Here is a 21495-nt window from a genome sequence, read left to right as displayed (position 1 = left end):
GTCTGACCAGGCACACCCGGACTACCCGGGGGGGACCGGGTGTCCTGGTCAACGGCGTCTACGCGAGCAGCGTCGGCAGCACCAGCGCCGTGATCTCCCCGATGAGCGGGCGCATGTTCGCCGCTTGCGGATCATTGGCTTGCGACCGCGTCATGATCGCGAGCAGCACGCGTTGGCCCTCCGGCCCATACGCGATTCCGACATCGTTGGTCGTGCCGTAGCTCCCACTGCCCGTCTTGTCGGCGCTGGTCCAGGCCGGCGGCAGCCCCGCCCGCATGCTCGACGTCTGGTTGGCGCGCATCCAGTCCTCGAGCAGCCCCCGCTGCGGTGGCGCGAGGACATCTCCGTCCAGCAGCGCGCGATAACCCCCACCCAGCGCCTCGGGTGTGCTGGTGTCCCGCGGATCACCCGGGATCGCCGAGTTCAGCTCGGTCTCCCAGCGGTCCAGACGCGTTTGTCCGTCCCCGATGCTGCGCGCGAACGCGGTGATCGCCTGCGGCCCGCCGATCCTGCTGAGCAGTAGGTTCGCCGCGGCGTTGTCACTCTGCTGCAGCGTGGCCTGGCACAGCTCGGCCAGCGTCATCTCGGAGCCAGCGCGCGGTCCGGTGACGGGTGAGTTCGGCAGGATCTGAGCCGGGTCTACGAACATCCCCTCGTCGAGCGAGAGTTCGCCGTGCTGAGCCATCTGCAGGACGCGCGCCGAGGCATACCCCTTGAACACCGAACACAGGGCAAGAGGGTCCTGTGCGCGGTGCGCAACAGTCTTGTCTGACACCAGGTTTGAAGCGAACAGCCCGATAACGGCGTTGTGGCGTTGCTCGAGCCCCTGCAGGGACGCCTCGATGGACGACGGCGGCTGTGCCGACGCGGTACGTGGCGCGGACGCGGCCACCGCGGCGAGCGTCAACCCGCCGAGCAGAACATTTCGTCTGGACAGTCGCTGGATGTCGGCGCCGGAGCGCCTCAGTCGAGTCATAGACTCCCAGCGTAGGCGATCAGCGCGTGATGGCCCGAAGCGGCTGCGGCAGCATCCTTTTCGAAGTTTGCGGACCGAGAACTGCGCCACCGTATTGCCGGGTCAGCAGTTTGCGCGCGACGCTGTTCACTTCGTCCAGCGTTACCGATTCGATCCTGGACAGGGTGTCGGCGATCGTGCGATGCGCGCCATAGTTCAGCTCGCTTCGGCCGATCCGGTTCATCCGGGAACCCGAATCCTCCAGTCCGAGCACCAGTCCGCCGCGCAGTGAGCCCTTCGCGATGCGGTATTCGGTTTCGGTGATGCCGTCACGGGCCACGTCCTCGAGCACATCGACGGTCACCCGGACGACCTCTGCGAAGCGTTCGGGTAGGCACGCCGCGTAGATGGAGAGCGCACCGCTGTCGGAGAAGGTGTCCACGGTCGAGTACACCGAGTACGCCAGCCCGCGGGTTTCCCGAATCTGTTGAAACAGACGGGAACTCAGCCCACCACCCAGAGCGGTGTTGAGCACCGACAATGCCCACCGATGCTCCCAGTGCCTGCCCGGTGTCCGGACGCCCAGCGACAGATGGGTCTGCTCGGCGTCCTTGTTGACGATCTCAAGGGTCGGCCGGCCCGTGACGCGACCGGTGCCCTTACGCGGGGCCACCGGCTTGCGGCCGCGCACCAGGCGAGGACCGAAGTGCTCGCGCACCAGCGAAACGACCTCGTTGTGGTCCACATTTCCCGCGACCGCCACCACCATCCGCTCCGGTGTATAGCGCCGCATGTGGAACGAATGCAGTTGCGTCCTGGTCATGGAGGCGATCGACTCCGCGCTGCCGATCACCGGTCGCCCGACAGGATGCGTACCGAACATCGCCGACAGGAAGACGTCGCCGAGGGTGTCCTCGGGATCGTCGTCGCGCATCGCGATCTCCTCGAGCACGACGGCCCGCTCGATCTCGACATCGTCTGCGGCACAACGCCCCCGCAGCACCACGTCGGCCACCAGGTCGACCGCCAGTTCGAGGTCGGTGTCGAGCACATGCGCGTAGTAGCACGTGTGCTCACGGGCGGTGAACGCGTTCAGCTCGCCACCGACGGCGTCCACCGCCTGTGCGATCTCGACCGCGGATCGCGTCGGCGTCGACTTGAACAGCAGGTGTTCCAGGAAGTGCGCCGCACCGGCCACGCTGGATCCCTCGTCACGGGACCCGACGTCGACCCACACCCCGACCGATGCCGAATGCACCGACGGGACGTACTCGGTGACCACGCGCAGGCCACCGGGTAGTACGGTGCGCCGCACCTTGGAGAGGTCTCGAGTCGATGATTCCTTGTTGTCTGCGCCGCGACGCAACGCCCTAGCTCGTGGCTGCTGCGGCATCTGCTGGCGCTGCATCAGGGGATGCTTCAGCTGCTTCGTCTTCGGCGACGAGGACCAGCGAGATCTTTCCACGGTTGTCGATGTCGGCGATCTCGACGCGCAGCTTGTCGCCCACCTTCACCACGTCCTCGACCTTGGCGATCCGCTTGCCGCGGCCGAGCTTGGAGATGTGCACCAAGCCGTCCCGACCTGGAAGCAGCGACACGAACGCACCGAAATCGGTTGTCTTCACCACCGTTCCGAGGAACCGCTCACCGATCTTGGGCAGCTGCGGGTTGGCGATCGCGTTGATCTTGTCGATCGCAGCCTGTGCCGCTTCGCCATTGGAGGCCCCGACGAACACGGTGCCGTCGTCCTCGATCGAGATCGACGCACCGGTCTCCTCCGTGATCGAGTTGATCATCTTGCCCTTGGGCCCGATGACCTCGCCGATCTTGTCGACCGGCACCTTGATCGTGGTGATCCGCGGTGCATACGGGCTCATCTCGTCGGGCTCGTCGATGGCCTCGGCCATCACCTCGAGAATCGTCAGGCGCGCATCCTTGGCCTGCGACAGTGCGCCGGCCAGCACCTGTGACGGGATGCCGTCCAGCTTGGTGTCCAGCTGCAGCGCGGTGACGAACTCCTTGGTGCCTGCGCACTTGAAGTCCATGTCGCCGAACGCATCCTCGGCGCCGAGAATGTCGGTGAGGGTGACGAAGCGTCGCTCGGTGCCGCCACCATCAACCTCGACGTCGTCGGACACGAGCCCCATCGCGATACCGGCGACCGGGGCCTTCAGCGGCACACCGGCATTCAGCAGCGACAGGGTCGACGCACACACCGAACCCATCGACGTCGAGCCGTTGGAGCCCAATGCCTCCGACACCTGGCGGATCGCGTACGGGAACTCCTCGACGCTCGGCAGCACGGGCATCAGTGCCCGCTCGGCGAGGGCGCCGTGGCCGATCTCGCGACGCTTGGGCGATCCGACGCGACCGGTCTCACCGGTCGAATACGGCGGGAAGTTGTAGTGATGCATGTACCGCTTACTGGTCTCGGGGCCCAGCGAGTCGATCTGCTGGGCCATCTTGACCATGTCCAGCGTGGTGACACCCATGATCTGGGTTTCGCCGCGCTCGAACAGCGCGCTGCCATGCGCGCGCGGCACGACGGCCACCTCGGCGCTCAGAGCACGGATATCGGTGATGCCGCGGCCGTCGATGCGGAAGTGGTCTGTCAAAATACGCTGGCGCACAAGCTTTTTCGTGAGCGATCGGAACGCTGCACCGATCTCCTTCTCGCGGCCGGCGTACTGCTCGGCCAACCGGTCGAGCACCTCGACCTTGATCTCGTTGGTGCGATCGTCGCGCTCTTCCTTACCCGCGATGGTCAGCGCCTTCGACAGCTCGTCGGTGGCCACCGCCGAGACGCTTTCGAACACGTCGTCCTGGTAGTCGGGGAACACCGGGTAGTCGGCCGTCGGCTTGGCGGCTTTCTCGGCGAGCGCCTCCTGCGCGGTGCACAGCGCCGCGATGAACGGCTTCGCGGCCTCGAGACCCTCGGCCACGACCGCCTCGGTCGGGGCACCCGCGCCACCGGCGACGAGCTCGATGACCTTGTCGGTCGCCTCGGCCTCGACCATCATGATCGCGACGTCATCGGCGGTCTTGCGGCCGGCGACGACCATGTCGAACACGGCTCCCTCGAGCTGCTCGATGGTCGGGAACGCGACCCACTGGCCGTCGATCAGCGCGACGCGCACGCCACCGACCGGGCCGGCGAAGGGCAGGCCGGAGATCTGGGTCGACGCCGATGCGGCGTTGATCGCCAGCACGTCATACAGATCCTTTGGATCCAGGCTCATCACGGTGACAACGACCTGGATCTCGTTGCGCAGACCCGAAACGAAGGTCGGGCGCAGCGGCCGGTCGATGAGTCGGCAGGTCAGGATCGCGTCCGTCGACGGCCGGCCCTCACGGCGGAAGAACGAACCCGGGATGCGACCCGCGGCATACATCCGCTCCTCGACGTCGATGGTCAAGGGGAAGAAGTCGAAATGGTCTTTGGGCTGCTTGCTGGCCGTGGTGGCCGACAGCAACATGGTCTCGTCGTCGAGGTAGGCGACGACAGAGCCGGCGGCCTGCTTGGCAAGCCGGCCGGTCTCGAAACGGATGGTGCGGGAGCCGAAGCTCCCGTTGTCGATCACGGCGGTGGATTCGTACACGCCGTCTTCAAGTTCAACTACAGACATGGGTGTCCGTATGGCCTCTCTGGTTCACAGTCTTCACTGTTCAACTGTTTTCGCGTTGCCACAGAGGGTGAATCACCGGCCTCGACTGGGCCACGGCCATCGATCGAAGCTGTCGGGTATCGGACCCGGCAGCCACTACCGAAGACCGTGCGATCGGGCATGTCGTTGATCCAGCACATCCGATGTGACACGCGGGAACGGCGCTCGCGGAACTGCGATCACCGCACCCAGACATTCGAGCCGAAACCGGCTGTCGAACTCAGCCATCCTACATTGCAGCAGGTACGGCCCGAAATCCGCCGGACCCTCAGGCCACATCCTCCACGCATACGGTGAAGTTGCGCTCGTCGTAGGGATAGCCGACGCCGCTTGCGCACTGGTCGACGTTGGCGACGTTCTCCAGCACCTCGGTGGCGCGTTGCCGATTGGGCACCGAGGAATCGTCGCAGTCGACCCGTAGCGGATCCTTGTCGTTGTTCGGATCGATGCTCATGCAGTCGCCGACGACCCAGTCGATATCCATGCAGATCGTGGTGCTGGTATCGGAGAACGTGCTCTTCATCGAGTAGTAAGAGTCGACGTCAGCCGGGCATTGGTCGCTGTTCTCGGCCGTGGCCGCCACCTTGAAATTGGACTCCGGGCTGCCGCACTCGACCCTGGTCACTTCCGGCCGCTCCGGGGTGCCACCCGTCTTAAGGCAGTCCCCTACCGCGAGATCCGTCGCGGACGAGGACGAACACCCCGTCAACCCCCCCAAAACGACGATCGCCGCTACGACGATCGCGGGCAGGTTCCGCACCCGCGTCGCGTCAGCGACGCAGCCCGAGGCGCTCGATCAACGAGCGGTAGCGCGCCACGTCGACCTGCGCGACGTACTTGAGCAGGCGGCGCCGACGGCCGACCAGCAGCAGCAGACCACGTCGCGAGTGGTGGTCGTGCTTGTGCATCTTCAGATGCTCGGTCAGGTCGGCGATGCGCTTGGTCAGCAGCGCGACCTGAGCCTCCGGTGAGCCGGTATCGGTGTCGTGCAGGCCGTACTCGCCCAGAATGGTCTTCTTCTGTTCGACAGTGAGCGCCACGAAACAACTCCATCTATTTCAGTCCGCGAACATGAGGCCCCTAGGCCCCCAAATAAGCGCAGCCGCCGCGAACTGCAGCACACGCTCGGTCGGCCCGGAGTCTACAGCGCACCGCGGCGAGCCGCGAAATCCAGCACCGCGGCGAGCCGCGAAATCGCCGGTCTACTGTGCCGCCAGGATGGTGCGCGCCCGTTCCGTGTCGGCGCCCATGGCGGTGACCAGTTCCTCGACTTTGGCGAATTTCTCTTGCCCGCGGATGCGCGCGACGAAATCGACCGCCACGTGCTGGCCGTAGAGATCGGCTGACGTATCCAGGACGAACGCCTCCACTGTGCGAGTACGCCCGGAGAACGTGGGGTTGGTGCCGACCGAGACGGCTGCCTGGTAGCGCTCACCTGGGACGACGGCGCCCACGATGGGCCCGTGGCCGAGCACCGTGAACCATGCCGCATAGACGCCGTCGGCGGGAATGGCCGAGTACATCGGCGGCGCCACGTTGGCCGTCGGAAAGCCCAGGACCTTGCCGCGCCCGTCGCCGCGGACCACGACACCCTCGACGCGGTGCGGACGTCCCAGAGCCTCGGTAGCGGCAACCATGTCACCGGCGTCGACGCAGGACCGGATGTAGGTCGACGAGAACGTGACGGTTTCCTCGCTGTTGGTGGCATTAGCCCCAAAGGCCTCAGATACCAGGGACATGCCCTCGACCGCGAAGCCGAACCGGTCACCCGCTTTGCGCAGCAGGTCGACGTTGCCGGCCGCCTTCTTGCCGAACGTGAAGTTCTCCCCGACCACGACCTCGACGACGTGCAGCCGTTCGACCAGCAGTTCGTGGACGTAGCGCTCGGGTGTGAGCTTCATGAAATCCGAGGTGAACGGCATGACCAGGAACACGTCGATGCCCATGTCCTCGACCAACTCGGCGCGCCTGGTCAGCGTCGTGAGCTGGGCGGGATGGCTGCCGGGGAAGACGACCTCCATGGGATGTGGGTCGAAGGTCATCAACACCGTCGGCACGCCGCGGGACCGGCCCGCCTTCACCGCGTGGTTGATCAGCTCCTGATGGCCTCGATGAACACCGTCGAACACGCCGATGGTGACGACACATCGGCCCCAGTCCGTCGGGATCTCGTCCTGTCCCCGCCAGCGCTGCACAGCGCAAGCCTACGGCGCACGCGTCGCCACGGCCGCGCTAGATCGCCAGATCAGGTGACAACTGCCTAAACTTCGTAAGCGTGAACGGTGATCCGCGCGACTTGACGATGGTCGCCCAGGATTACCTGAAGGTGATCTGGACTGCCCAGGAGTGGTCGCACGAGAAGGTCAGCACCAAGATGTTGGCCGAGCGACTCGGCGTGTCCGCCAGCACGGCCTCGGAGTCGGTGCGCAAGCTGGCCGACCAGGGCCTGGTCGATCACGAGAAGTACGGCGCCGTGACACTGACCGATGCCGGCCGCGCGGCCGCTCTCGCGATGGTCCGCAGGCACCGGCTCATGGAGACCTTCCTCGTCCGCGAACTCGGATACAGCTGGGACGAGGTGCACGACGAGGCCGAGGTGCTCGAGCACGCGGTGTCCGAGCGGATGCTCGAGCGCATCGACGCCAAGCTCGGCCATCCGACGCGCGACCCGCACGGCGACCCGATTCCCGCCTCCGACGGCCGGGTCCCCACCCCGGACGCCCGCCAGCTGTCGGTCTGCCGCGACGGTGACACCGGAACCGTCGCCCGGATCTCGGACTCCGACCCGGAGATGCTGCGGTATTTCGACAGTGTCGGCATCAGCCTGGATTCGCGGCTGCTGGTGCTGGCCCGGCGCGATTTCGCGGGCATGATCTCGGTGGCGGTCAAGTCCGCCGATGCGGGCGAACACGAGAAGGGCACCACCGTGGAGTTGGGAAACCCTGCGGCAGAAGCTATTTGGGTGGTCGGCTGAGGGTCGCGGACCGTCAGTCGGCCTGCCCGCGACCGCTAGAGGGTGGCCGGCCGCAGCACGACCACCGACTTGGTGCGGATCGCGTCGTCTCTCAGCAGCGCGATGACCCGCCCGTCGACTGCGGTTGCCGCGTAAACACCTTCGATGCCAGCCACTTTCAGCGGCCGCCCATGACGGGTGTCCTCGGTTTCCTCAGCAGTCAGGTCGCGACGCCGGAACGCCAGCAGGCACGCCTCGTCGAGCGTGTACGACAGGCGCGGCCGTTCGGCGAGGTCCTCCAAACGGGCGGCCTGATCCAGCTCGAACGTGCCGACCCTCGTCCGGCGCAGTGCGGTGAGATGTCCACCGACGCCGAGCGCGGCGCCTACGTCGCGAGCCAGCGCGCGGATGTAGGTTCCGCTGGAGCAGTCCACGTCGACGTCGACGTCGACGAGATCGCCCTCATGCCGGACGGATAGCACGTCGAACCGCTCGATGCGCACCCTGCGCGGCGCGAGCTCGACGGTTTGTCCCTCGCGGGCCAGCTTGTAGGCCCGCTGCCCGTCGACCTTGATGGCGCTCACTGCCGACGGAATCTGATCGATCTCACCGCGCAACGCAGCCACCGCCGTCTCGATCTGCGCCTGACCAACCCCAGATGCCGAAACCGTCTGCAGCACTTCACCTTCGGCATCCTCGGTCGACGTGGTCTGACCCAGCCGGATCGTCGCGGCGTACGACTTGTCGGTCACCGTCAACATGCCGAGGATCTTGGTGGCCCGTTCGATACCGACCACCAGCACGCCCGTAGCCATCGGGTCGAGAGTGCCCGCGTGACCAACCTTTCGGGTGCCGAAGATCCGCCTGCAGCGGCCCACCACGTCGTGGCTGGTCATACCCGCCGGCTTGTCCACGACGACAAGACCAGCTTCGGTCATAGCACAATCGCCGTGAGTGCGAGACCGTCGCGCACCGACCACCGGCCCGCCAGCGTCTGCAGCGGTGGCCCCGACGGTGCAGACGGGTCGACGAGGATGCGTGATTCGAATCCGCCCGCCGTGCCGGTGCCGTCGATGTCGAACGTGATGTGCGCGTCCTCGAATCCCAGCCAGCGGTTCGTGACAGGAAACCACGCTTTGTAGGTGGCTTCCTTGGCGCAGAACAGGATTCGGTCCCAATGCAGCCCGCCTGGAAGCGCCTGTAGCTCAGTGCGCTCCCCTGGCAGGCTGATGGCGTCGAGCACGCCGTTGGGGAGCACGTCGTGCGGCTCGGCGTCGATACCGACAGAGCGGATCGCGTCGTGCCGGGCCACGGCCGCGCCGCGGAAGCCCTCACAGTGGGTGAGGCTGCCGACGACGCCGTCGGGCCAGCACGGTTCGCCCTTCTCCCCCTTGAGGATCGGTACGGGTTCAATACCGAGCTCGCCGAGCGCCTCCCGCGCGCAGTGACGCACGGTGATGAACTCGTTGCGGCGCTTGGCGACTGACTTCGCGATAAGCGGCTCTTCTTCGGGCAGCGGTGCGAGTTCCGGTGGGTCGGTATACATCTCCGCCGCAGCCAGCGCCTGGCCGTGCTCGGGCAGCACGCCGGAGAGCAGGGTCGCCATGCCCGTCATGAGTACCTGGCCTGGATGCGTTGCTGCATCTTCTGGGCGTGCTCGCGCATCTCCTGCGTGATCTCGAAGTGCCCGCCGAATTCGTTGAGATAACCGGGCGAGTACTTAGGATCGGGAAGTATCTGCCGCAGCCAGCGATATGGCTTGCGGCGCCGCCACTCCCGCGGATATCCGACCGACACTTCCTCGTGGCGAACCCCGTCGTACCACGTGGTGCGAGGGATGTGCAGGTGGCCGTACACCGAGCACAGCGCGTTGTAGCGGGTGTGCCAGTCGGCGGTCGCCGTGGTGCCGCACCACAGCGCGAACTCCGGATAGAACATCGCATCGCACGGTTCGCGGACCAACGGGAAGTGGTTCACCAGGATGTTGGGAGTCATCCAGTCGAGGTCCTCGAGCCGCTTTCGGGTCGAGGCGACCCGGTCGCGACACCATGCGTCGCGGGTGGCGTACGGCTCGGCCGACAACAGGTACTCGTCGGTGCCCACGATGTTGCGCTCGCGGGCAATGGCCAGCCCCTCGGCCTTGGTCGCTGCCCCCTCCGGCAGAAACGTGTAGTCGTAGAGCAGGAACATCGGCACGATCGTCGCCGGGCCGCCCTCTTCCGTCCACACCGGAAACGGGTGCTCGGGGGTGATGACGCCCATCTGGTCGCAGATGTCGACCAGGTAGTCGTAGCGGGCCTTGCCGAAGATCTGCATCGGGTCGCGGTTGGTGGTCCACAGCTCGTGATTGCCCGGGACCCAGATCACCTTGGCGAAGCGCTTTCGCAGCAAGTCCAGAGCCCAGTAGATCTCGTCGGTGCGTTCACCGACATCGCCGGCCACGATCAGCCAGTCGTCGGGGGTGGACGGGTGCAGCGACTCCGTGACGGGCTTGTTGCCCGTGTGACCGGTGTGAAGGTCGCTGATCGCCCACAGTGTCGGACGTCGGCGGCCAGCCGGCTCCCGTGGGGCTGCCTGATCGTCGCGTGTCACAGCCCTCCAGCCTACGTGCGGGCGATGATCGCGCCCGCAACCCAACTAGAACATGTTCTCTTTTCCGCTTCGGACCCTGACTGCGGGCCGCTACACTCCCCGGGCAGGATCGGTCCAGAGGCCGGCGGCCCCGCCGCCACGACAGCAGGGGGTGTAATGATCGCCAAGCTGCGCATTCTCGCAGCGCTGTGTGCGCTCGTCGCAGCGGTGATCGCGGTCGGCCAGTCCCACCCCGGCGGACCCATGCAGGTGCGCGCGTCGGATATTCCGATGACCAACGTCACAACCACCATCAAGTATCCGGTCATCGACATCACCGATCCGGACCCGTTCAACCCGTGCCGTGACCTCCCACTCGACGTGATGGGGTCCCTCGGCCTGACCTTCACACCGCCGATCCCCGAGGAAGGGATGCGGTGCAAGTACGACGCGGGCAACTATCAGATGACCGTCGAGGCCTTCGTGTGGAAGACGTTCGAAGAGGCGCTACCGGCGGATGCCATCCAACTCGACATCGACGGCCACCGTGCCGCGCAGTGGTGGGTCATGAAGCCGACCGACTGGAACAACCGCTGGTGGATCACCTGCGCCATCGGATTCGACACCGACTACGGCCTGATCCAACAGACGATCTTCTTCTCGACGATCTACTCCAACCCGCAACCGGACTGCATGCAGACCAACCTGCAGCGCGCCCACGAGCTGGTGCCGCACTACATCTTCCAGGGCCCTTCTAACGAGTGATCTTGTCCATCGGGCTCGAGCGTTCGAGCATTCCGATGGTTTCTTCACCGTCCCAGCGGTAGCGCACACCGGCCTGCTGTAGCGCCGGAAAGGTCCAATTCGCCATCTTCTCGAGCATTTCGGCGGGCACCTCGCTGGGATCGGTGATGTCGTGCGTCGACACCACGGTCTCACCCTCGATGTGCACGTTGCCGCGCGCGGTTTGAAGCACGACGGAGACGTCCTCCCCCTTTGGCTCCAGCCGGGTCAGCCACGGCGCCTGCACGGCACGCGCCGGGATCAGCTCACCGTCACCGTCAAACAGATAGCCCTCGTTGAACGCGGGCTCACCGTCGGGCCGCTGCGGGTAGGCGATGTAGCCGAACGCCCGTCCGCCCGGAAAGAGCGCCGACTGCCAGCAGTGGCCCCAGAACCCCTCGAGACGGCGTACGCCCTGGCGACGGATCCGGAGGCCGCTCCCCGCGAACGCGTGCTGTTCGCCTGCCACGTGCACTGAGCCCGTCGCCCGAAACAGCTGCTCGTAGCGGGGTCCTCCCATGAGATCGCCGACGATCGACGTCTTCAGCTGCGCCTCCGCATCGGCCTGCAGTGCGCCTTGCACCCACGGCGGCACCGCCATGATCGCCTCGACCTCAAATCGCAGGTCGACCGACGGCCCGTCCTTGCGACCCTCGATCAGGTCGGCCGACGACGTCGCGTTGGCCTTTCCGTCGAACGCCATGGTCCACACGTCGAACGGTCTGACGCACGTGAACGCGAGCGGGCCGGCGCCCAGGACCGACGGCTTACCGTCGGCGCCGATGGGCGACAGGCTCTTGCCCTCGTCACGCAGTCGGTACACGCGCCCGTCGGCGAACGCGACGTTCACCTGGACGCCGTGCGCCTCCCAGTTCGCGGCGACCGCTTCGACACCGATGCGTGGCAACCCCACACTGCCGCGGTCGTCGACGACCCAGAAACTCACCGAATCCCGCATCTCCGGGTTGTCCGGTCGCTGCGCGAACATGTATTCGCGCTCCGCGTCGATGCCGCCGGTCAGGTCAATTGCCATGCGAGCCTCCCAGGTGGGCGTCGACGTAGGTGGCGAACAGCGGCCGAATCGCGTTGGGATCCATACCGAATGCCTGCGCGTCGGTTTTCGGGTGTGGTTCGCGGTTCTCGGCGTTCTCGGCCCACCACGCGCGCATGCCGTCCTCGAACTCAGTGGTAACGGGTGCTCCGAGCCAGGCGTACAGTCGGCGCACCTGGCCGATCGGGTCGTCCTGCATAGCTCGGAAGTCGATGTCGAAGAAGCGATCATCGGTGCCGCCGGAGCGGAACTTCAGCACGCGGTCGATGCCCGTCGACCACTGTTTGACGTTGAGCTCACCCAGATACCGGCGGTCGACGTCATCGCTGAAGCCGGAGACGATGTCGGCGTATACATCGGCGACCGAGAGCATCACGTCGGTCGGGTCGCGGTGGGTCATCACGAATCGGGCATCCGGGAACACCCGGTCGAGGAAGCCGAGGGAGATCACGTGAGCGGGTGACTTCAACCGCCACGGTCGTGTGGGCTCACCCCACTGCAGCAGCTTGAGCACGCGAAGCTCGTAGTGGTAGGTGGACGTGAAGTCGGCCCGGTCCAGCAGCCAGTCGGAGTACGACGGTATCTGCGCGAACGCCTGGAACATCTGGGATTTGAAGTCGAGCGCCATCAGATCGAGGCATTCCATCGGTCCCGCAACGTCGTTGGGCACGTGGTGCCTGCTGCCGACGACGACGGGGCGCGCCTCGAGCGGGATTCTCGGATCGTCACCCTGCACCGTCGAAGGGGGCGGGCATGGCCGGGTGGACTCCCAACTGCGTAGGTAGCGGATGTGTGGATCGCGGGCCAGCAGGAACGACAGCGCCGTCGACCCGGTGCGGGGCAGACCGAGTCCGAACAGCGGTGCCTCGATCTGCTCGTCGTCGATCTCGGGATGACGGCGATACCAGTCCTCGACCTGTAGCCGCTGGCACAGGTGTAGTCCGATCCGGTCGTAGACGAACGCTTCGCCTCGGGCGTTCAGTCGCGCTTCCTCATCCAGGGCGCGCACGAGGATCCCGAGGCCCTCGCGGAAGGAGTCGTCGCCGAAGTCGTCGAGTCCGGTGCGTTGCACTGCGGCCCCGGTCAGGTCGTCCAGCGATGGCACGGTGCACCTCCCCTTCGGCGCAGAGTCAATTTGGTGACAGTACACTGTCACTATTATGAGCGAGTCGTCAATAGCGCGGCGCACCTACGACAACCGGGCGCGTCAGCAGAAAGCGGCCCAGACGCGGGAGCGCATCGTCGCGGCCGGCAGCGAATTGGTGCACGCGTTCGACTCCTGGAACTGGCGAGATCTGACGTTCAAGGCGGTGGCCGAACGGGCGGGCGTCGGCGAGCGCACCGTCTACCGGCACTTCCCCACCGAACGACATCTGCACGACGCGGTCATGCAACGACTGGAGTCCGAGGCGGGCATCTCCTACGAGGATGTCGACCTGGCCAACATCGACGAGGTGACGGCCAGAGTGTTCGCGTCCCTACAACGCTTCTCGGTACGGAAATCCGTTGACACGCCGCAGGATCCGACATTCGTCGGCGTCGACGCCCGTCGGCGCGAAGCGCTCGTACGTGCGGTGTCGGCGGCCGCCCCCGCGTGGTCGGCCGCCCAGCAGCAGATGGCTGCGGCCCTGCTCGACGTGCTGTGGAACGTGCCGAGTTATGAGCGGTTGGTGGGGGTATGGGGCATCGACGGGCCCGATGCGACGCGCGCGATCGGGTGGGTCATGGCCAAGGTGATCGGTGCTATCGAGGACGACGATGCGCCACCCGCGTAGCGTGCGTGAGATGACCGCGGTCTCCGACAACGCCACCTCCACACCATCCCGAGGCAGATTAGGGACATTCCGCGACCGGACCCTGACCCGACTGCTTCGCCTGCCCCCGCCGACGACCGAATATTCGGTGCACACCGTGCGGGTGCCGATGCGCGACGGTGTCGAATTGCTCGCCGACCACTACGAACCGGCGACTGCCCATCCGGCGGGCACGCTGCTGGTGCGCTGCCCATACGGCCGAGGCTTCCCGTTCTCCTCGATGTACGCCGGCGTGTACGCCGCGCGTGGGTACCACGTGGTGTTCCAAAGTGTGCGTGGCACATTCGGCTCCGGTGGGGACTTCGTCCCGATGGTCCACGAGAAGGCCGACGGCGCGGACACCGTCGAGTGGCTGAGGCGCCAGCCATGGTTCACCGGTTCGTTCGCCACCATGGGCCTGTCGTATCTCGGCTTCACCCAGTGGGCACTGCTCGCCGACCCACCACCAGAGATGAAGGCCGCCGTCATTACGGTGGGCCTGCACGATCCCAGCGGCCCGCGGTGGGGCACCGGCTCGTTCGGGCTGAACGACTTCCTCGGCTGGAGCGACCTGGTTGCGCGCCAGGAGGATCCGAAACTGCGTTCCACGATCCGGCAGTTGCGCGCCCGGCGTGCGTTGAGTCGGGCGACGAGCGGGCTCCCGGCAGGAGACGCCGGCCGAGCGCTACTGGGCAAGGGCGCGACGTGGTGGGAGGATTGGCTCTGCCATCCCGAGGCCGACGATCCGTTCTGGGCTGACAGGAGCGCGTGGGACGCGTTGCAGCGCACCGATGTTCCGGTGTTGCTGATCGGCGGCTGGCAAGACCTGTTTCTCGAGCAGACACTCACGCAATACGACACGCTGAAGCGACGCGGGGTCGACGTCGCCGCGACCATCGGATCGTGGACGCACACACAGGTCATGTACAAGGCGGCGGGGACGGTGACGCGCGAATCGCTGGACTGGTTCGACGCACACCTCGGCGGCAAAGGAACGACGCGCAGTCCGGTCCGCATCGAAGTGAACGGCAAAGGCTGGACCGACCTGCCGGAGTGGCCGCCAGCGATGCCCGAGCGAGTGCTCTACCTGCAACCCACCGGCCGTCTCGGCGACGCAGTGCCGCCCGACACCGCATCCCCGACCCGATTCACGTACAACCCGGTGGATCCGACCCCCACGATCGGCGGCCGGATGCTCGCACCCGAGGGTGGCTACCGCAAGGACGCGAAACTCGCCGAGCGGCCCGACGTGCTGTGCTTCACCGGCGACCGGCTGCCTGCCGATCTGTATGTCGTGGGGACACCGGTGGTCGAGTTGACGCATTCCTGCGACAACCCGTACCACGACGTGTTCGTCCGGATCAGCGAAGTCGACGCCAAGGGCGTCTCCCGCAATGTGAGCGACGGATACCGCCGCAGCGCGACGGCTTCAGGTGATCCCGGCACCGTTCGCATCGAAATGGACGCGACCGCCCACCGATTCCGCGCCGGTTCGCGGATCCGGGTGCTGGTCGCCGGCGGCTCGCATCCGCGGTTCGTCCGCAATCTCGGTACCAACGAGCCCCTGGTCAGCGCGCGAGAGCTCATGGTGTCGACACACACCGTGCACCTCGGCGAGGGTGGCGTGTCGCGGCTCGTGCTGCCCGCGGGCCCTGATGCGCCTTCGGCGGCTGAGCAAACATAATTGCCGACCGTTGATTGCAGAATTCATGAAATGCAAGTGATTCATAGGAAACGCATATCCTAACGACAAAAGATGGCAGGCGAATGGCTATATGCCCTTTCGCCTGCCATCTCGTATACGGTCAGTCACCCAAAACAAAAAGCGGCGACGAGTGGGAGCCCCACACCTTTGGCGGCGAGACCAACGGCGGCGTCGTATGGATCGACACGTGGCCGGGGTCGCTGAGTTGTGGTGCTGCCACCCGAATCGTGCGTGCTCGTCACGCTTGCGGCAGCGGCGCCCGGTGCCGACGCGATGGCGGCGGCGACGGCCCCGGCGCCCAACAGCATTGCGAAATTACGCGGCTTGATGTTCATTATCTTTCTCCCTCATCCATTTTCTGTTGCGGTGCATTTTCCGCACAACATTCAATTTAGGGAGAGATCGCACGCATGTCGCGTGCCTCATATCCAATTCAAAAAGTAGGGCCCGCCCCGCTTTCGCGGCAAACTTTTCTCAGCCGACGGCGCGGCGGACCTGGGCGGCCAGATTCTCGAGTTCCTCAGCCGAGTGGACCGGCGGTCCCCAGTCCGGATCGACGGGCAGCGGCACCCAGCTCTTACAGCCGGCGTACTCGGGCGTGCGGGGTAGACGCACGGGCTCCCGCAACGGGCTGGCCTGCACCACCAACACGGTGAGACGGTGCTTGGGCCGGAAGTCCAGCCGATCAGCCCGTACCGATGCGGCGGTCCAGATGTGCAGCGCCTCGATCTCATCGAGACTGTCTGGCCGGCCGACCTCGATGGCGGCGACAACCTTGGCGCCGGCCCGCAGGACGACCTCGGCCTCGCTACTGTCGGCGGCCGCGGCGTCGAGCAGATCGTGGTGTTCAGGCCGTACCCGCTCGGTATGGCTGTGGGCGACCGTGGGAAAGAACAAGAAGCGCGATGCGCTGAGCGCGAACCGCTTCTCGTGGATGCCGCCCTTGCGCAGTAGCACCGTCTGCCTGCCGTCGAGCAGGCCGTGCACCGCCGCGCCCCACTCCTTGAGCGCGGGCTGGGTCGGCGTCCGCGCGGTCACCCGGTGCCGGCGGCTCTGGCCTCGATGCGCGCCTGCACCTCGGGGCGCCTCAGCGGTGGAACCGTCTTGGGTGGTTGGCGTCGTGGCGCCAGCCCGGCCAACAGCCGGGTGGTGATCGCGGTGACCTCGGCGACGGCCTCCTCGAACGCTTCGGCGTTCGCTCCGGACGGCCGCGTGATTCCGCTGACCTTACGGACGTACTGACGTGAGGCCGCTTCGATTTCCTCCGCGGTGGCTGCCGGTTCGAGTCCGCGTAGCTCGGTGATGTTTCGGCACATGGCTCCACGATAGGTTCGAGCCATGACAGACCCCAACAACACCGACATCCTGCTGATCGACACCCAGGATCGGGTGCGGACGCTGACGCTGAACCGCCCGCGGGCCCGCAACGCCCTGTCCTCGGCGCTTCGCACCCAGTTCTTCCAGGCGCTGCGGGATGCGGAGAGCGCCGATGACGTCGACGTCGTCATCTTCACCGGCACCGACCCGGTGTTCTGCGCGGGACTGGACCTCAAGGAACTCGGCGACACCACCGAGCTGCCCGACATCTCGCCGAAGTGGCCCGCGATGACCAAGCCGGTGATCGGCGCGATCAACGGCGCGGCGGTGACGGGTGGCCTGGAGCTCGCGCTCTACTGCGACATCCTCATCGCCTCCGAGAACGCCCGGTTCGCCGACACCCACGCCCGGGTCGGGCTGCTGCCGACCTGGGGTTTGTCCGTGCGGCTACCGCAGAAGGTCGGTGTCGGAATGGCGCGCCGGATGAGCATGACCGGTGACTACCTCTCGGCCACCGAGGCACTGCGGGCCGGTCTGGTCACCGAGGTCGTGCCGCACGACGAGCTGATGCCCACTGCGCGCAGGGTGGCGGCGGCGATCGTCGGCAACAACCAGAAGGCGGTGCGGGCGCTGCTGGCGTCCTATCATCGCATCGACGAGGCCGGCACCGCCGAGGGTCTGGCCCTGGAGGCTGACTCGGCGGTCGCGTGGATGCGCTCGGCCAGCGGAGACGACATCGCCGCCAACCGCGCCGCGGTGTTCGAACGCGGAAGGGCACAGGTTCGGTGAACGAGGCCCACGAGCGCTGCGGCAGCGACGAGTGGCGTCAGATGATTCGCGAGGTCATCCTGCCGTGGGCGTTGGGCGAAACCGATTTGGGTGACGACGTTTTGGAGGTCGGTCCCGGCTATGGCGCGACCACCGACGTGCTCAGCGAGTCGGTGCCGAAGCTGACGTCGGTGGAGATCGACGAGCAGCTTGCAGCGATGCTGACCGACCGATTCGCCGACAAGCCCGGCGTGAGGATCGTGCGCGGCGATGCGACGGCACTGACGTACGAGGACGACCGGTTCACCGGTGCAGCGTGTTTCACGATGCTGCATCACGTTCCTACCATCGAGTTGCAGGACCGGCTGTTCGCCGAAGTCGCCCGTGTCCTTCGGCCCGGTGCCGCGCTGGTCGCCAGCGACAGCCTGGCCAGCGCCGAGCTCGAGGCGCATCACGAAGGCGACACGTACAACCCCGTCGACCCCGTGACACTGCAATCACGTTTGGAGGCAGCGGGTTTCGAACGCATCGAGGTGCGAACCAATCCGTACGGCTGGTCGGCGATCGCACACGTCGCTAGTTAGGGGGTGGGCGGCAGGTCGATGTCGACCTTGACCACCTGCTCGATTCCCGGCTGATACGTGACGGGCTCGGACGCGGTTGGGCCGAACACCGGACTCAACTCACCGCCGGGGCCGGCGAACTGGACGTTGAAGGCCGGCCTCGTCGGCGCGCTCGTGATGTACAGCGCCTCGCAGACGCCGTCCCTGAGGCGAGAGCGGAAGAATTGACCGACGGCCACTTTGGGGCCATCGGTCGCAACGCCGCCCTCGGAGAGGACCACCGAAGATCCTCGGCGAACGGGCCCGAGCGCTGACGTGCCGACGCATTGGTCGTCGCCGTCCACCGGTGCGAACGACTGGCGGATCTGCACGTAGACCGCGGTGCCGACCGTCGGCTCCGCCGCCGCCGACGGCGCCGCGACCAAACTTGCCGCTGCGCCGGCGGCAAGCGCGATCGCGAACCGTTTCATGGCCGTCAGCCTAACCAGTGCCCGCCACCAGCCAGCGTCCGGAGAACGCCCGCCAGCCGACGAACACGAGCCGCAGCACCATGAACGTCGACAGCCCGGCCCAGATACCGAGCAGGCCCCATCCGTAACCCAGCGACAGCCAGATCAGCGGCAGGAACCCGACCAGTGCGCTGATCAGTGTGGCGTTGCGCATGAACTTGGCGTCACCGGCACCCAGCAGCACCCCGTCGAGCGCGAAAACGATTCCGGCGACCGGCAATTGAGCGACCATGAACCACCACGGGACGCGAATAGCGTCGAGCACCGAACGGTCGTCGGTGAAGATGCTCGGGATGACCGAGGCGCCGACGGCAAACACACCTGCCAGCAGCGCGGAGGCGAGGGTGGAGAAGATCGTGACCCGCCACGCCACCGATCGTGCGTGCGCCAGCTGACCCGCGCCCAGCGCGGCACCCACCAGCGACTGTGCGGCGATCGCCAGCGAGTCCAGCACCAGGGCAAGAAAATTCCACAGCTGAAGCACCACCTGGTGCGCCGCGACCGCCGCGGCGCCGAACCTGGCGGCGACAGCGCCCGCAGAGACGAAGCACGCCTGAAAGGCCAAGGTGCGCAACAGCAGATCACGCCCCAGCACGACCTGTGCCCGCAGGATCGCCGGGTCGATCCGCAGGGACACCCGCTCCACGTATAGAGCGCGCAGGAAGAGGAGCGCAGCGAGCCACTGCCCGACGACGTTGGCCAACGCCGAGCCCTCCAGTTCGAGCCTGGGCATCCCCAGCCAGCCGTACACCAGCAGTGGGCACAGCAGGGCCGACAACACGAACCCCGTCACGACGTAGCGCAGCGGGCGCACGGTGTCCTGCACGCCGCGCATCCACCCGTTGCCCGCCGCCGAGATGAGGATCGCCGGAACGCCGAAAATCGCGATGCGTACCCACGGCAGGGCCTCGTCCGCGATCTCGCCGCCCTCCGAAGCCCCAGCCAATGCGGACACCAGCGGTACGGCGCCGGCCTGCACCACGATGACGATCACCATGCCCAGACCCAGTGCCAGCCAGGTAGCCTGCAGGCCTTCGCCGACCGCGGCCCGACGGTCGCCCGCACCGAAGAACCGCGCCGAGCGCGCGGTGGTGCCGTAGGACAGGAACGTCATCTGGGAGCTGAGAGTCGCCAGGATCAGTCCGCCGATGGCCAGGCCGGCCAGCGGCAGGGCGCCAAGGCGGCCGACGATGGCGATGTCGAACAGCAGATAAATCGGCTCTGCGGCCAGCACCCCGAGAGCCGGTAGCGCCAGGGCGGCGATGCGGCGGCCGGTCGTCCCCGGCTGACGCGTGGGCCCAGTCGGGACCGCCGCGCCGTCGGCCGGTTCAGTCAATGCGCCGGCTGATGGACGCGCGCGCAGACATGGTCAGCGGAGGGCCTCGCGGAGCGCCCGGACGACGTCGTCGGCGGACCCGTTCGCCGAATAGCCGGCCGCCTGTCGATGCCCACCGCCGCCGAAGGTGCTGGCGAGCGCCGCCAGGTCGTAGGACTTCGAGCGCATCGACACCGACCAGTGCCCGGGCTCGATCTCCTTGAAGACCGCGGCCACCTCGGCCTGTTGGGTCGTGCGCACGATGTCGACGATGCTCTCGACCTCCTCCGGCCGCGCCTTCTCCCATTCCTGGTGTCCCACAACGGTATACACCAGGCCGCGACCGTCGGCGGCGTCAGGCAGCAGTTGCGCCGAGGCCAGCACACGCGACAGCATCGGCAGCCACGCGAACGGGTGCGTGTCGAGCAGGGTACGGCTGATCGAGGCGTTGTCGACACCCAACTCGACGAGCCGGGCGGCCAGTCGGTGCGCGCGGGCGCTGGCCCAGCGGAATGAACCGGTGTCGGTGGTCAGCCCGGCGTACAGACAGTGCGCGACGCCGAGATCGATCGGCTTGCCCCAGGCGTCGAGGAGTTCGGCCACCAGCATGGTGGTGGAGTCCGCGGAGGGGTCGACGAAGTTGGCGGTGCCGAACATCAGGTTGGAGGCGTGGTGGTCGATGACCAAGACCTCGCGGTCGGAGTCGGCCAGCTCACTCAGTGCACCGAGGCGATTGACGCTGGGGATGTCGACGGTCACCACCAGATCGGCGTCCCGGAGCATCGCGTCGGGCTCGACGAGAAGGTGTGCGCCGGGCAGTGTCTGAAGCGATTCGGGCAGATCGGCCGGTGCCGCGAAGCTGACCTGAACGGTCTTGCCCGAATTGTCGAGTACCAGCGCCAAAGCCAGGCCGGCGCCCAGCGTGTCCGCGTCGGGATACACGTGGCACACCACACTGACACTGTGTGCCGCGGCCAGCAGGTCGGCCGCGCCGCGGGCGTCTACCCGGTCGCCTGTGGCGGGTGCGTCAGTCGCTTTGTCGATCGCGGTCACCGGTGTCCTCAGCGTCGAACTCGTCGTCTCGGTCCCCACCGCTTCCCAGCGCCCCTTCTACACGGTACGGGTCAGCCTCCCCGGCGTGCTGGGCACCTTCACGAACTCTCGCCAAATCCTCATCCGCGGCGCGCGCGCGAGCCAGCAGCTCCTCCATCCGGTTCGCCGCATCGGGCACGGTGTCCCGCGCGAACGCCAAGGTGGGGGTGAAGCGCACGCCGAGCGCCGCTCCCACCCTGGAGCGCAGCACACCCGTCGCCTTCGACAGCCCGGCCTCCGCGCCGGCGTAATCCGGCTCCTCGTCGAGCGAACTGCCCAGGACGGTGTAATACAGCGTGGCGTCGTGCAGGTCGTTCGTCACCTTGGCGTCGGTGATCGTCACGCCGGCCAGTCGCGGATCCTTGATCTCGTACTCGATCGCCGTGGCGACGATCTCGGATATGCGCTTGGCCAGCCGGCGTGCCCGTGCCGGATCGGGCATGCTCAGGCCCTCT

Annotated in this window: 23 protein-coding genes; 6 read left to right on the top strand and 17 right to left on the bottom strand. The window is 66.7% G+C overall.

The window, feature by feature from the left end; genetic code table 11:
* Nucleotides 1–58: 58 nt before the first annotated feature.
* The 6 genes from bla to G6N42_RS04075 all read right to left on the bottom strand — a co-directional run bounded on the left by bla (nucleotide 59) and on the right by G6N42_RS04075 (nucleotide 6815).
* Nucleotides 59–946: a class A beta-lactamase gene (gene bla, locus G6N42_RS04100; RefSeq protein WP_163736947.1), complete on the bottom strand. Its 888-nt coding sequence runs from the start codon at nucleotides 944–946 to the stop codon at nucleotides 59–61.
* A 49-nt stretch (nucleotides 947–995) separates the two neighbouring features.
* Nucleotides 996–2363, bottom strand: coding sequence for a M16 family metallopeptidase (locus tag G6N42_RS04095; protein ID WP_434059561.1), 1368 nt, complete (start codon nucleotides 2361–2363; stop codon nucleotides 996–998).
* Nucleotides 2326–4581: a polyribonucleotide nucleotidyltransferase gene (locus G6N42_RS04090; RefSeq protein ID WP_163726437.1), complete on the bottom strand. Its 2256-nt coding sequence runs from the start codon at nucleotides 4579–4581 to the stop codon at nucleotides 2326–2328. Before G6N42_RS04090 ends, G6N42_RS04095 begins: the two co-directional genes overlap by 38 nt.
* Before the next feature lie 307 nt (nucleotides 4582–4888).
* Nucleotides 4889–5380 (bottom strand): LppU family putative lipoprotein, encoded by a 492-nt coding sequence (lppU, locus tag G6N42_RS04085; protein ID WP_163726434.1) that lies wholly within the window; start codon nucleotides 5378–5380, stop codon nucleotides 4889–4891.
* Nucleotides 5381–5390: 10 nt separating this feature from the next.
* Nucleotides 5391–5660, bottom strand: coding sequence for a 30S ribosomal protein S15 (gene rpsO, locus G6N42_RS04080; protein WP_083127559.1), 270 nt, complete (start codon nucleotides 5658–5660; stop codon nucleotides 5391–5393).
* 162 nt (nucleotides 5661–5822) lie between these two features.
* On the bottom strand, nucleotides 5823–6815 hold the full coding sequence (locus G6N42_RS04075) for a bifunctional riboflavin kinase/FAD synthetase (RefSeq protein ID WP_163726431.1): 993 nt from the start codon (nucleotides 6813–6815) through the stop codon (nucleotides 5823–5825).
* A 107-nt stretch (nucleotides 6816–6922) separates the two neighbouring features.
* Here G6N42_RS04075 and mntR point away from each other — a divergent pair, with 107 nt between their 5' ends.
* The gene (gene mntR / locus G6N42_RS04070; protein WP_163736941.1) at nucleotides 6923–7594 is read left to right on the top strand and encodes a manganese-binding transcriptional regulator MntR; all 672 of its coding nucleotides are present in this window, start codon (nucleotides 6923–6925) and stop codon (nucleotides 7592–7594) included.
* 35 nt (nucleotides 7595–7629) lie between these two features.
* Here the strand turns inward: mntR and truB are convergent, their stop codons facing one another.
* From truB to pptH, 3 genes are read right to left on the bottom strand one after another with little or no spacing between them, the layout of a single operon-like run.
* Complete coding sequence (gene truB, locus G6N42_RS04065) at nucleotides 7630–8511, bottom strand: tRNA pseudouridine(55) synthase TruB (protein ID WP_163726429.1); 882 nt, start codon at nucleotides 8509–8511, stop codon at nucleotides 7630–7632.
* Nucleotides 8508–9188, bottom strand: a complete 681-nt coding sequence (gene pptT, locus G6N42_RS04060; RefSeq protein WP_163726426.1) for a 4'-phosphopantetheinyl transferase PptT — start codon at nucleotides 9186–9188, stop codon at nucleotides 8508–8510. Before pptT ends, truB begins: the two co-directional genes overlap by 4 nt.
* On the bottom strand, nucleotides 9185–10165 hold the full coding sequence (gene pptH, locus G6N42_RS04055; RefSeq protein WP_163726423.1) for an ACP phosphodiesterase PptH: 981 nt from the start codon (nucleotides 10163–10165) through the stop codon (nucleotides 9185–9187). Before pptH ends, pptT begins: the two co-directional genes overlap by 4 nt.
* A 156-nt stretch (nucleotides 10166–10321) precedes the next feature.
* On the opposite strand from pptH, the gene G6N42_RS04050 reads away from it, so the two are divergent.
* Entirely contained in the window at nucleotides 10322–10909 is a 588-nt protein-coding gene (locus tag G6N42_RS04050) for a DUF3558 domain-containing protein (RefSeq protein ID WP_163726420.1), read from the top strand.
* Here G6N42_RS04050 and G6N42_RS04045 read toward each other — a convergent pair.
* Nucleotides 10899–11960, bottom strand: coding sequence for a DUF7064 domain-containing protein (locus G6N42_RS04045; RefSeq protein ID WP_163726418.1), 1062 nt, complete (start codon nucleotides 11958–11960; stop codon nucleotides 10899–10901). The two genes, G6N42_RS04050 and G6N42_RS04045, sit on opposite strands and share 11 nt — an antisense overlap.
* Nucleotides 11950–13083, bottom strand: coding sequence for a sulfotransferase family protein (locus G6N42_RS04040; RefSeq protein ID WP_163726414.1), 1134 nt, complete (start codon nucleotides 13081–13083; stop codon nucleotides 11950–11952). Before G6N42_RS04040 ends, G6N42_RS04045 begins: the two co-directional genes overlap by 11 nt.
* 55 nt (nucleotides 13084–13138) lie before the next feature.
* Here G6N42_RS04040 and G6N42_RS04035 point away from each other — a divergent pair, with 55 nt between their 5' ends.
* Together G6N42_RS04035 and G6N42_RS04030 are read left to right on the top strand one after the other, a co-directional pair.
* A complete protein-coding gene (locus G6N42_RS04035) occupies nucleotides 13139–13753 on the top strand; it encodes a TetR/AcrR family transcriptional regulator (RefSeq protein ID WP_163726410.1) in 615 nt (204 codons plus the stop codon).
* A gap of 10 nt (nucleotides 13754–13763) precedes the next feature.
* Nucleotides 13764–15455, top strand: a complete 1692-nt coding sequence (locus G6N42_RS04030) for a CocE/NonD family hydrolase (protein WP_163726407.1) — start codon at nucleotides 13764–13766, stop codon at nucleotides 15453–15455.
* A gap of 495 nt (nucleotides 15456–15950) precedes the next feature.
* Here G6N42_RS04030 and G6N42_RS04025 read toward each other — a convergent pair whose 3' ends face one another.
* Nucleotides 15951–16514: a DUF1802 family protein gene (locus tag G6N42_RS04025; protein ID WP_163726404.1), complete on the bottom strand. Its 564-nt coding sequence runs from the start codon at nucleotides 16512–16514 to the stop codon at nucleotides 15951–15953.
* A complete protein-coding gene (locus tag G6N42_RS04020; RefSeq protein WP_163726401.1) occupies nucleotides 16511–16792 on the bottom strand; it encodes a DUF2277 family protein in 282 nt (93 codons plus the stop codon). Before G6N42_RS04020 ends, G6N42_RS04025 begins: the two co-directional genes overlap by 4 nt.
* Nucleotides 16793–16814: 22 nt before the next feature.
* Here G6N42_RS04020 and G6N42_RS04015 point away from each other — a divergent pair, with 22 nt between their 5' ends.
* A complete protein-coding gene (locus G6N42_RS04015; RefSeq protein WP_163726398.1) occupies nucleotides 16815–17582 on the top strand; it encodes an enoyl-CoA hydratase in 768 nt (255 codons plus the stop codon).
* Nucleotides 17579–18145 carry a class I SAM-dependent methyltransferase gene (locus G6N42_RS04010; protein ID WP_163726395.1) on the top strand — a complete coding sequence of 189 codons (567 nt, stop codon included), beginning with the start codon at nucleotides 17579–17581 and terminating at the stop codon, nucleotides 18143–18145. The genes G6N42_RS04015 and G6N42_RS04010 overlap by 4 nt, the downstream gene beginning before the upstream one ends.
* Here G6N42_RS04010 and G6N42_RS04005 read toward each other — a convergent pair.
* The 4 genes from G6N42_RS04005 to rbfA are packed head-to-tail and all read right to left on the bottom strand — an operon-like array spanning nucleotide 18142 to nucleotide 21482.
* Entirely contained in the window at nucleotides 18142–18594 is a 453-nt protein-coding gene (locus tag G6N42_RS04005) for a hypothetical protein (protein WP_163726392.1), read from the bottom strand. The two genes, G6N42_RS04010 and G6N42_RS04005, sit on opposite strands and share 4 nt — an antisense overlap.
* 10 nt (nucleotides 18595–18604) lie before the next feature.
* Nucleotides 18605–19969: an MATE family efflux transporter gene (locus G6N42_RS04000; protein ID WP_232076069.1), complete on the bottom strand. Its 1365-nt coding sequence runs from the start codon at nucleotides 19967–19969 to the stop codon at nucleotides 18605–18607.
* 33 nt (nucleotides 19970–20002) lie between these two features.
* Entirely contained in the window at nucleotides 20003–21001 is a 999-nt protein-coding gene (locus tag G6N42_RS03995) for a DHH family phosphoesterase (protein WP_163726388.1), read from the bottom strand.
* Entirely contained in the window at nucleotides 20976–21482 is a 507-nt protein-coding gene (gene rbfA / locus G6N42_RS03990) for a 30S ribosome-binding factor RbfA (protein WP_163726385.1), read from the bottom strand. The genes G6N42_RS03995 and rbfA overlap by 26 nt, the downstream gene beginning before the upstream one ends.
* Nucleotides 21483–21495 lie beyond the last annotated feature (13 nt).

It is taken from the genome of Mycobacterium gallinarum, assembly GCF_010726765.1.
Lineage (GTDB): Bacteria > Actinomycetota > Actinomycetes > Mycobacteriales > Mycobacteriaceae > Mycobacterium > Mycobacterium gallinarum.
The sequence above is the reverse complement of the archived record's forward strand: the minus strand, read 5'-3'. Positions and strand labels throughout refer to the sequence as shown.

Coding starts and splice junctions, on each gene's coding strand:
- G6N42_RS04095 (WP_434059561.1), bottom strand. CDS start 2,363: ATGCAGCGCCAGCAGATGCCGCAGCAGCCACGAGCTAGGGCGTTGCGT.
- G6N42_RS04090 (WP_163726437.1), bottom strand. CDS start 4,581: ATGTCTGTAGTTGAACTTGAAGACGGCGTGTACGAATCCACCGCCGTG.
- mntR (WP_163736941.1), top strand. CDS start 6,923: ATGGTCGCCCAGGATTACCTGAAGGTGATCTGGACTGCCCAGGAGTGG.
- truB (WP_163726429.1), bottom strand. CDS start 8,511: ATGACCGAAGCTGGTCTTGTCGTCGTGGACAAGCCGGCGGGTATGACC.
- pptT (WP_163726426.1), bottom strand. CDS start 9,188: ATGACGGGCATGGCGACCCTGCTCTCCGGCGTGCTGCCCGAGCACGGC.
- G6N42_RS04050 (WP_163726420.1), top strand. CDS start 10,322: ATGATCGCCAAGCTGCGCATTCTCGCAGCGCTGTGTGCGCTCGTCGCA.
- G6N42_RS04045 (WP_163726418.1), bottom strand. CDS start 11,960: ATGGCAATTGACCTGACCGGCGGCATCGACGCGGAGCGCGAATACATG.
- G6N42_RS04035 (WP_163726410.1), top strand. CDS start 13,139: ATGAGCGAGTCGTCAATAGCGCGGCGCACCTACGACAACCGGGCGCGT.
- G6N42_RS04030 (WP_163726407.1), top strand. CDS start 13,764: ATGACCGCGGTCTCCGACAACGCCACCTCCACACCATCCCGAGGCAGA.
- G6N42_RS04020 (WP_163726401.1), bottom strand. CDS start 16,792: ATGTGCCGAAACATCACCGAGCTACGCGGACTCGAACCGGCAGCCACC.
- G6N42_RS04015 (WP_163726398.1), top strand. CDS start 16,815: ATGACAGACCCCAACAACACCGACATCCTGCTGATCGACACCCAGGAT.
- G6N42_RS04005 (WP_163726392.1), bottom strand. CDS start 18,594: ATGAAACGGTTCGCGATCGCGCTTGCCGCCGGCGCAGCGGCAAGTTTG.
- rbfA (WP_163726385.1), bottom strand. CDS start 21,482: ATGCCCGATCCGGCACGGGCACGCCGGCTGGCCAAGCGCATATCCGAG.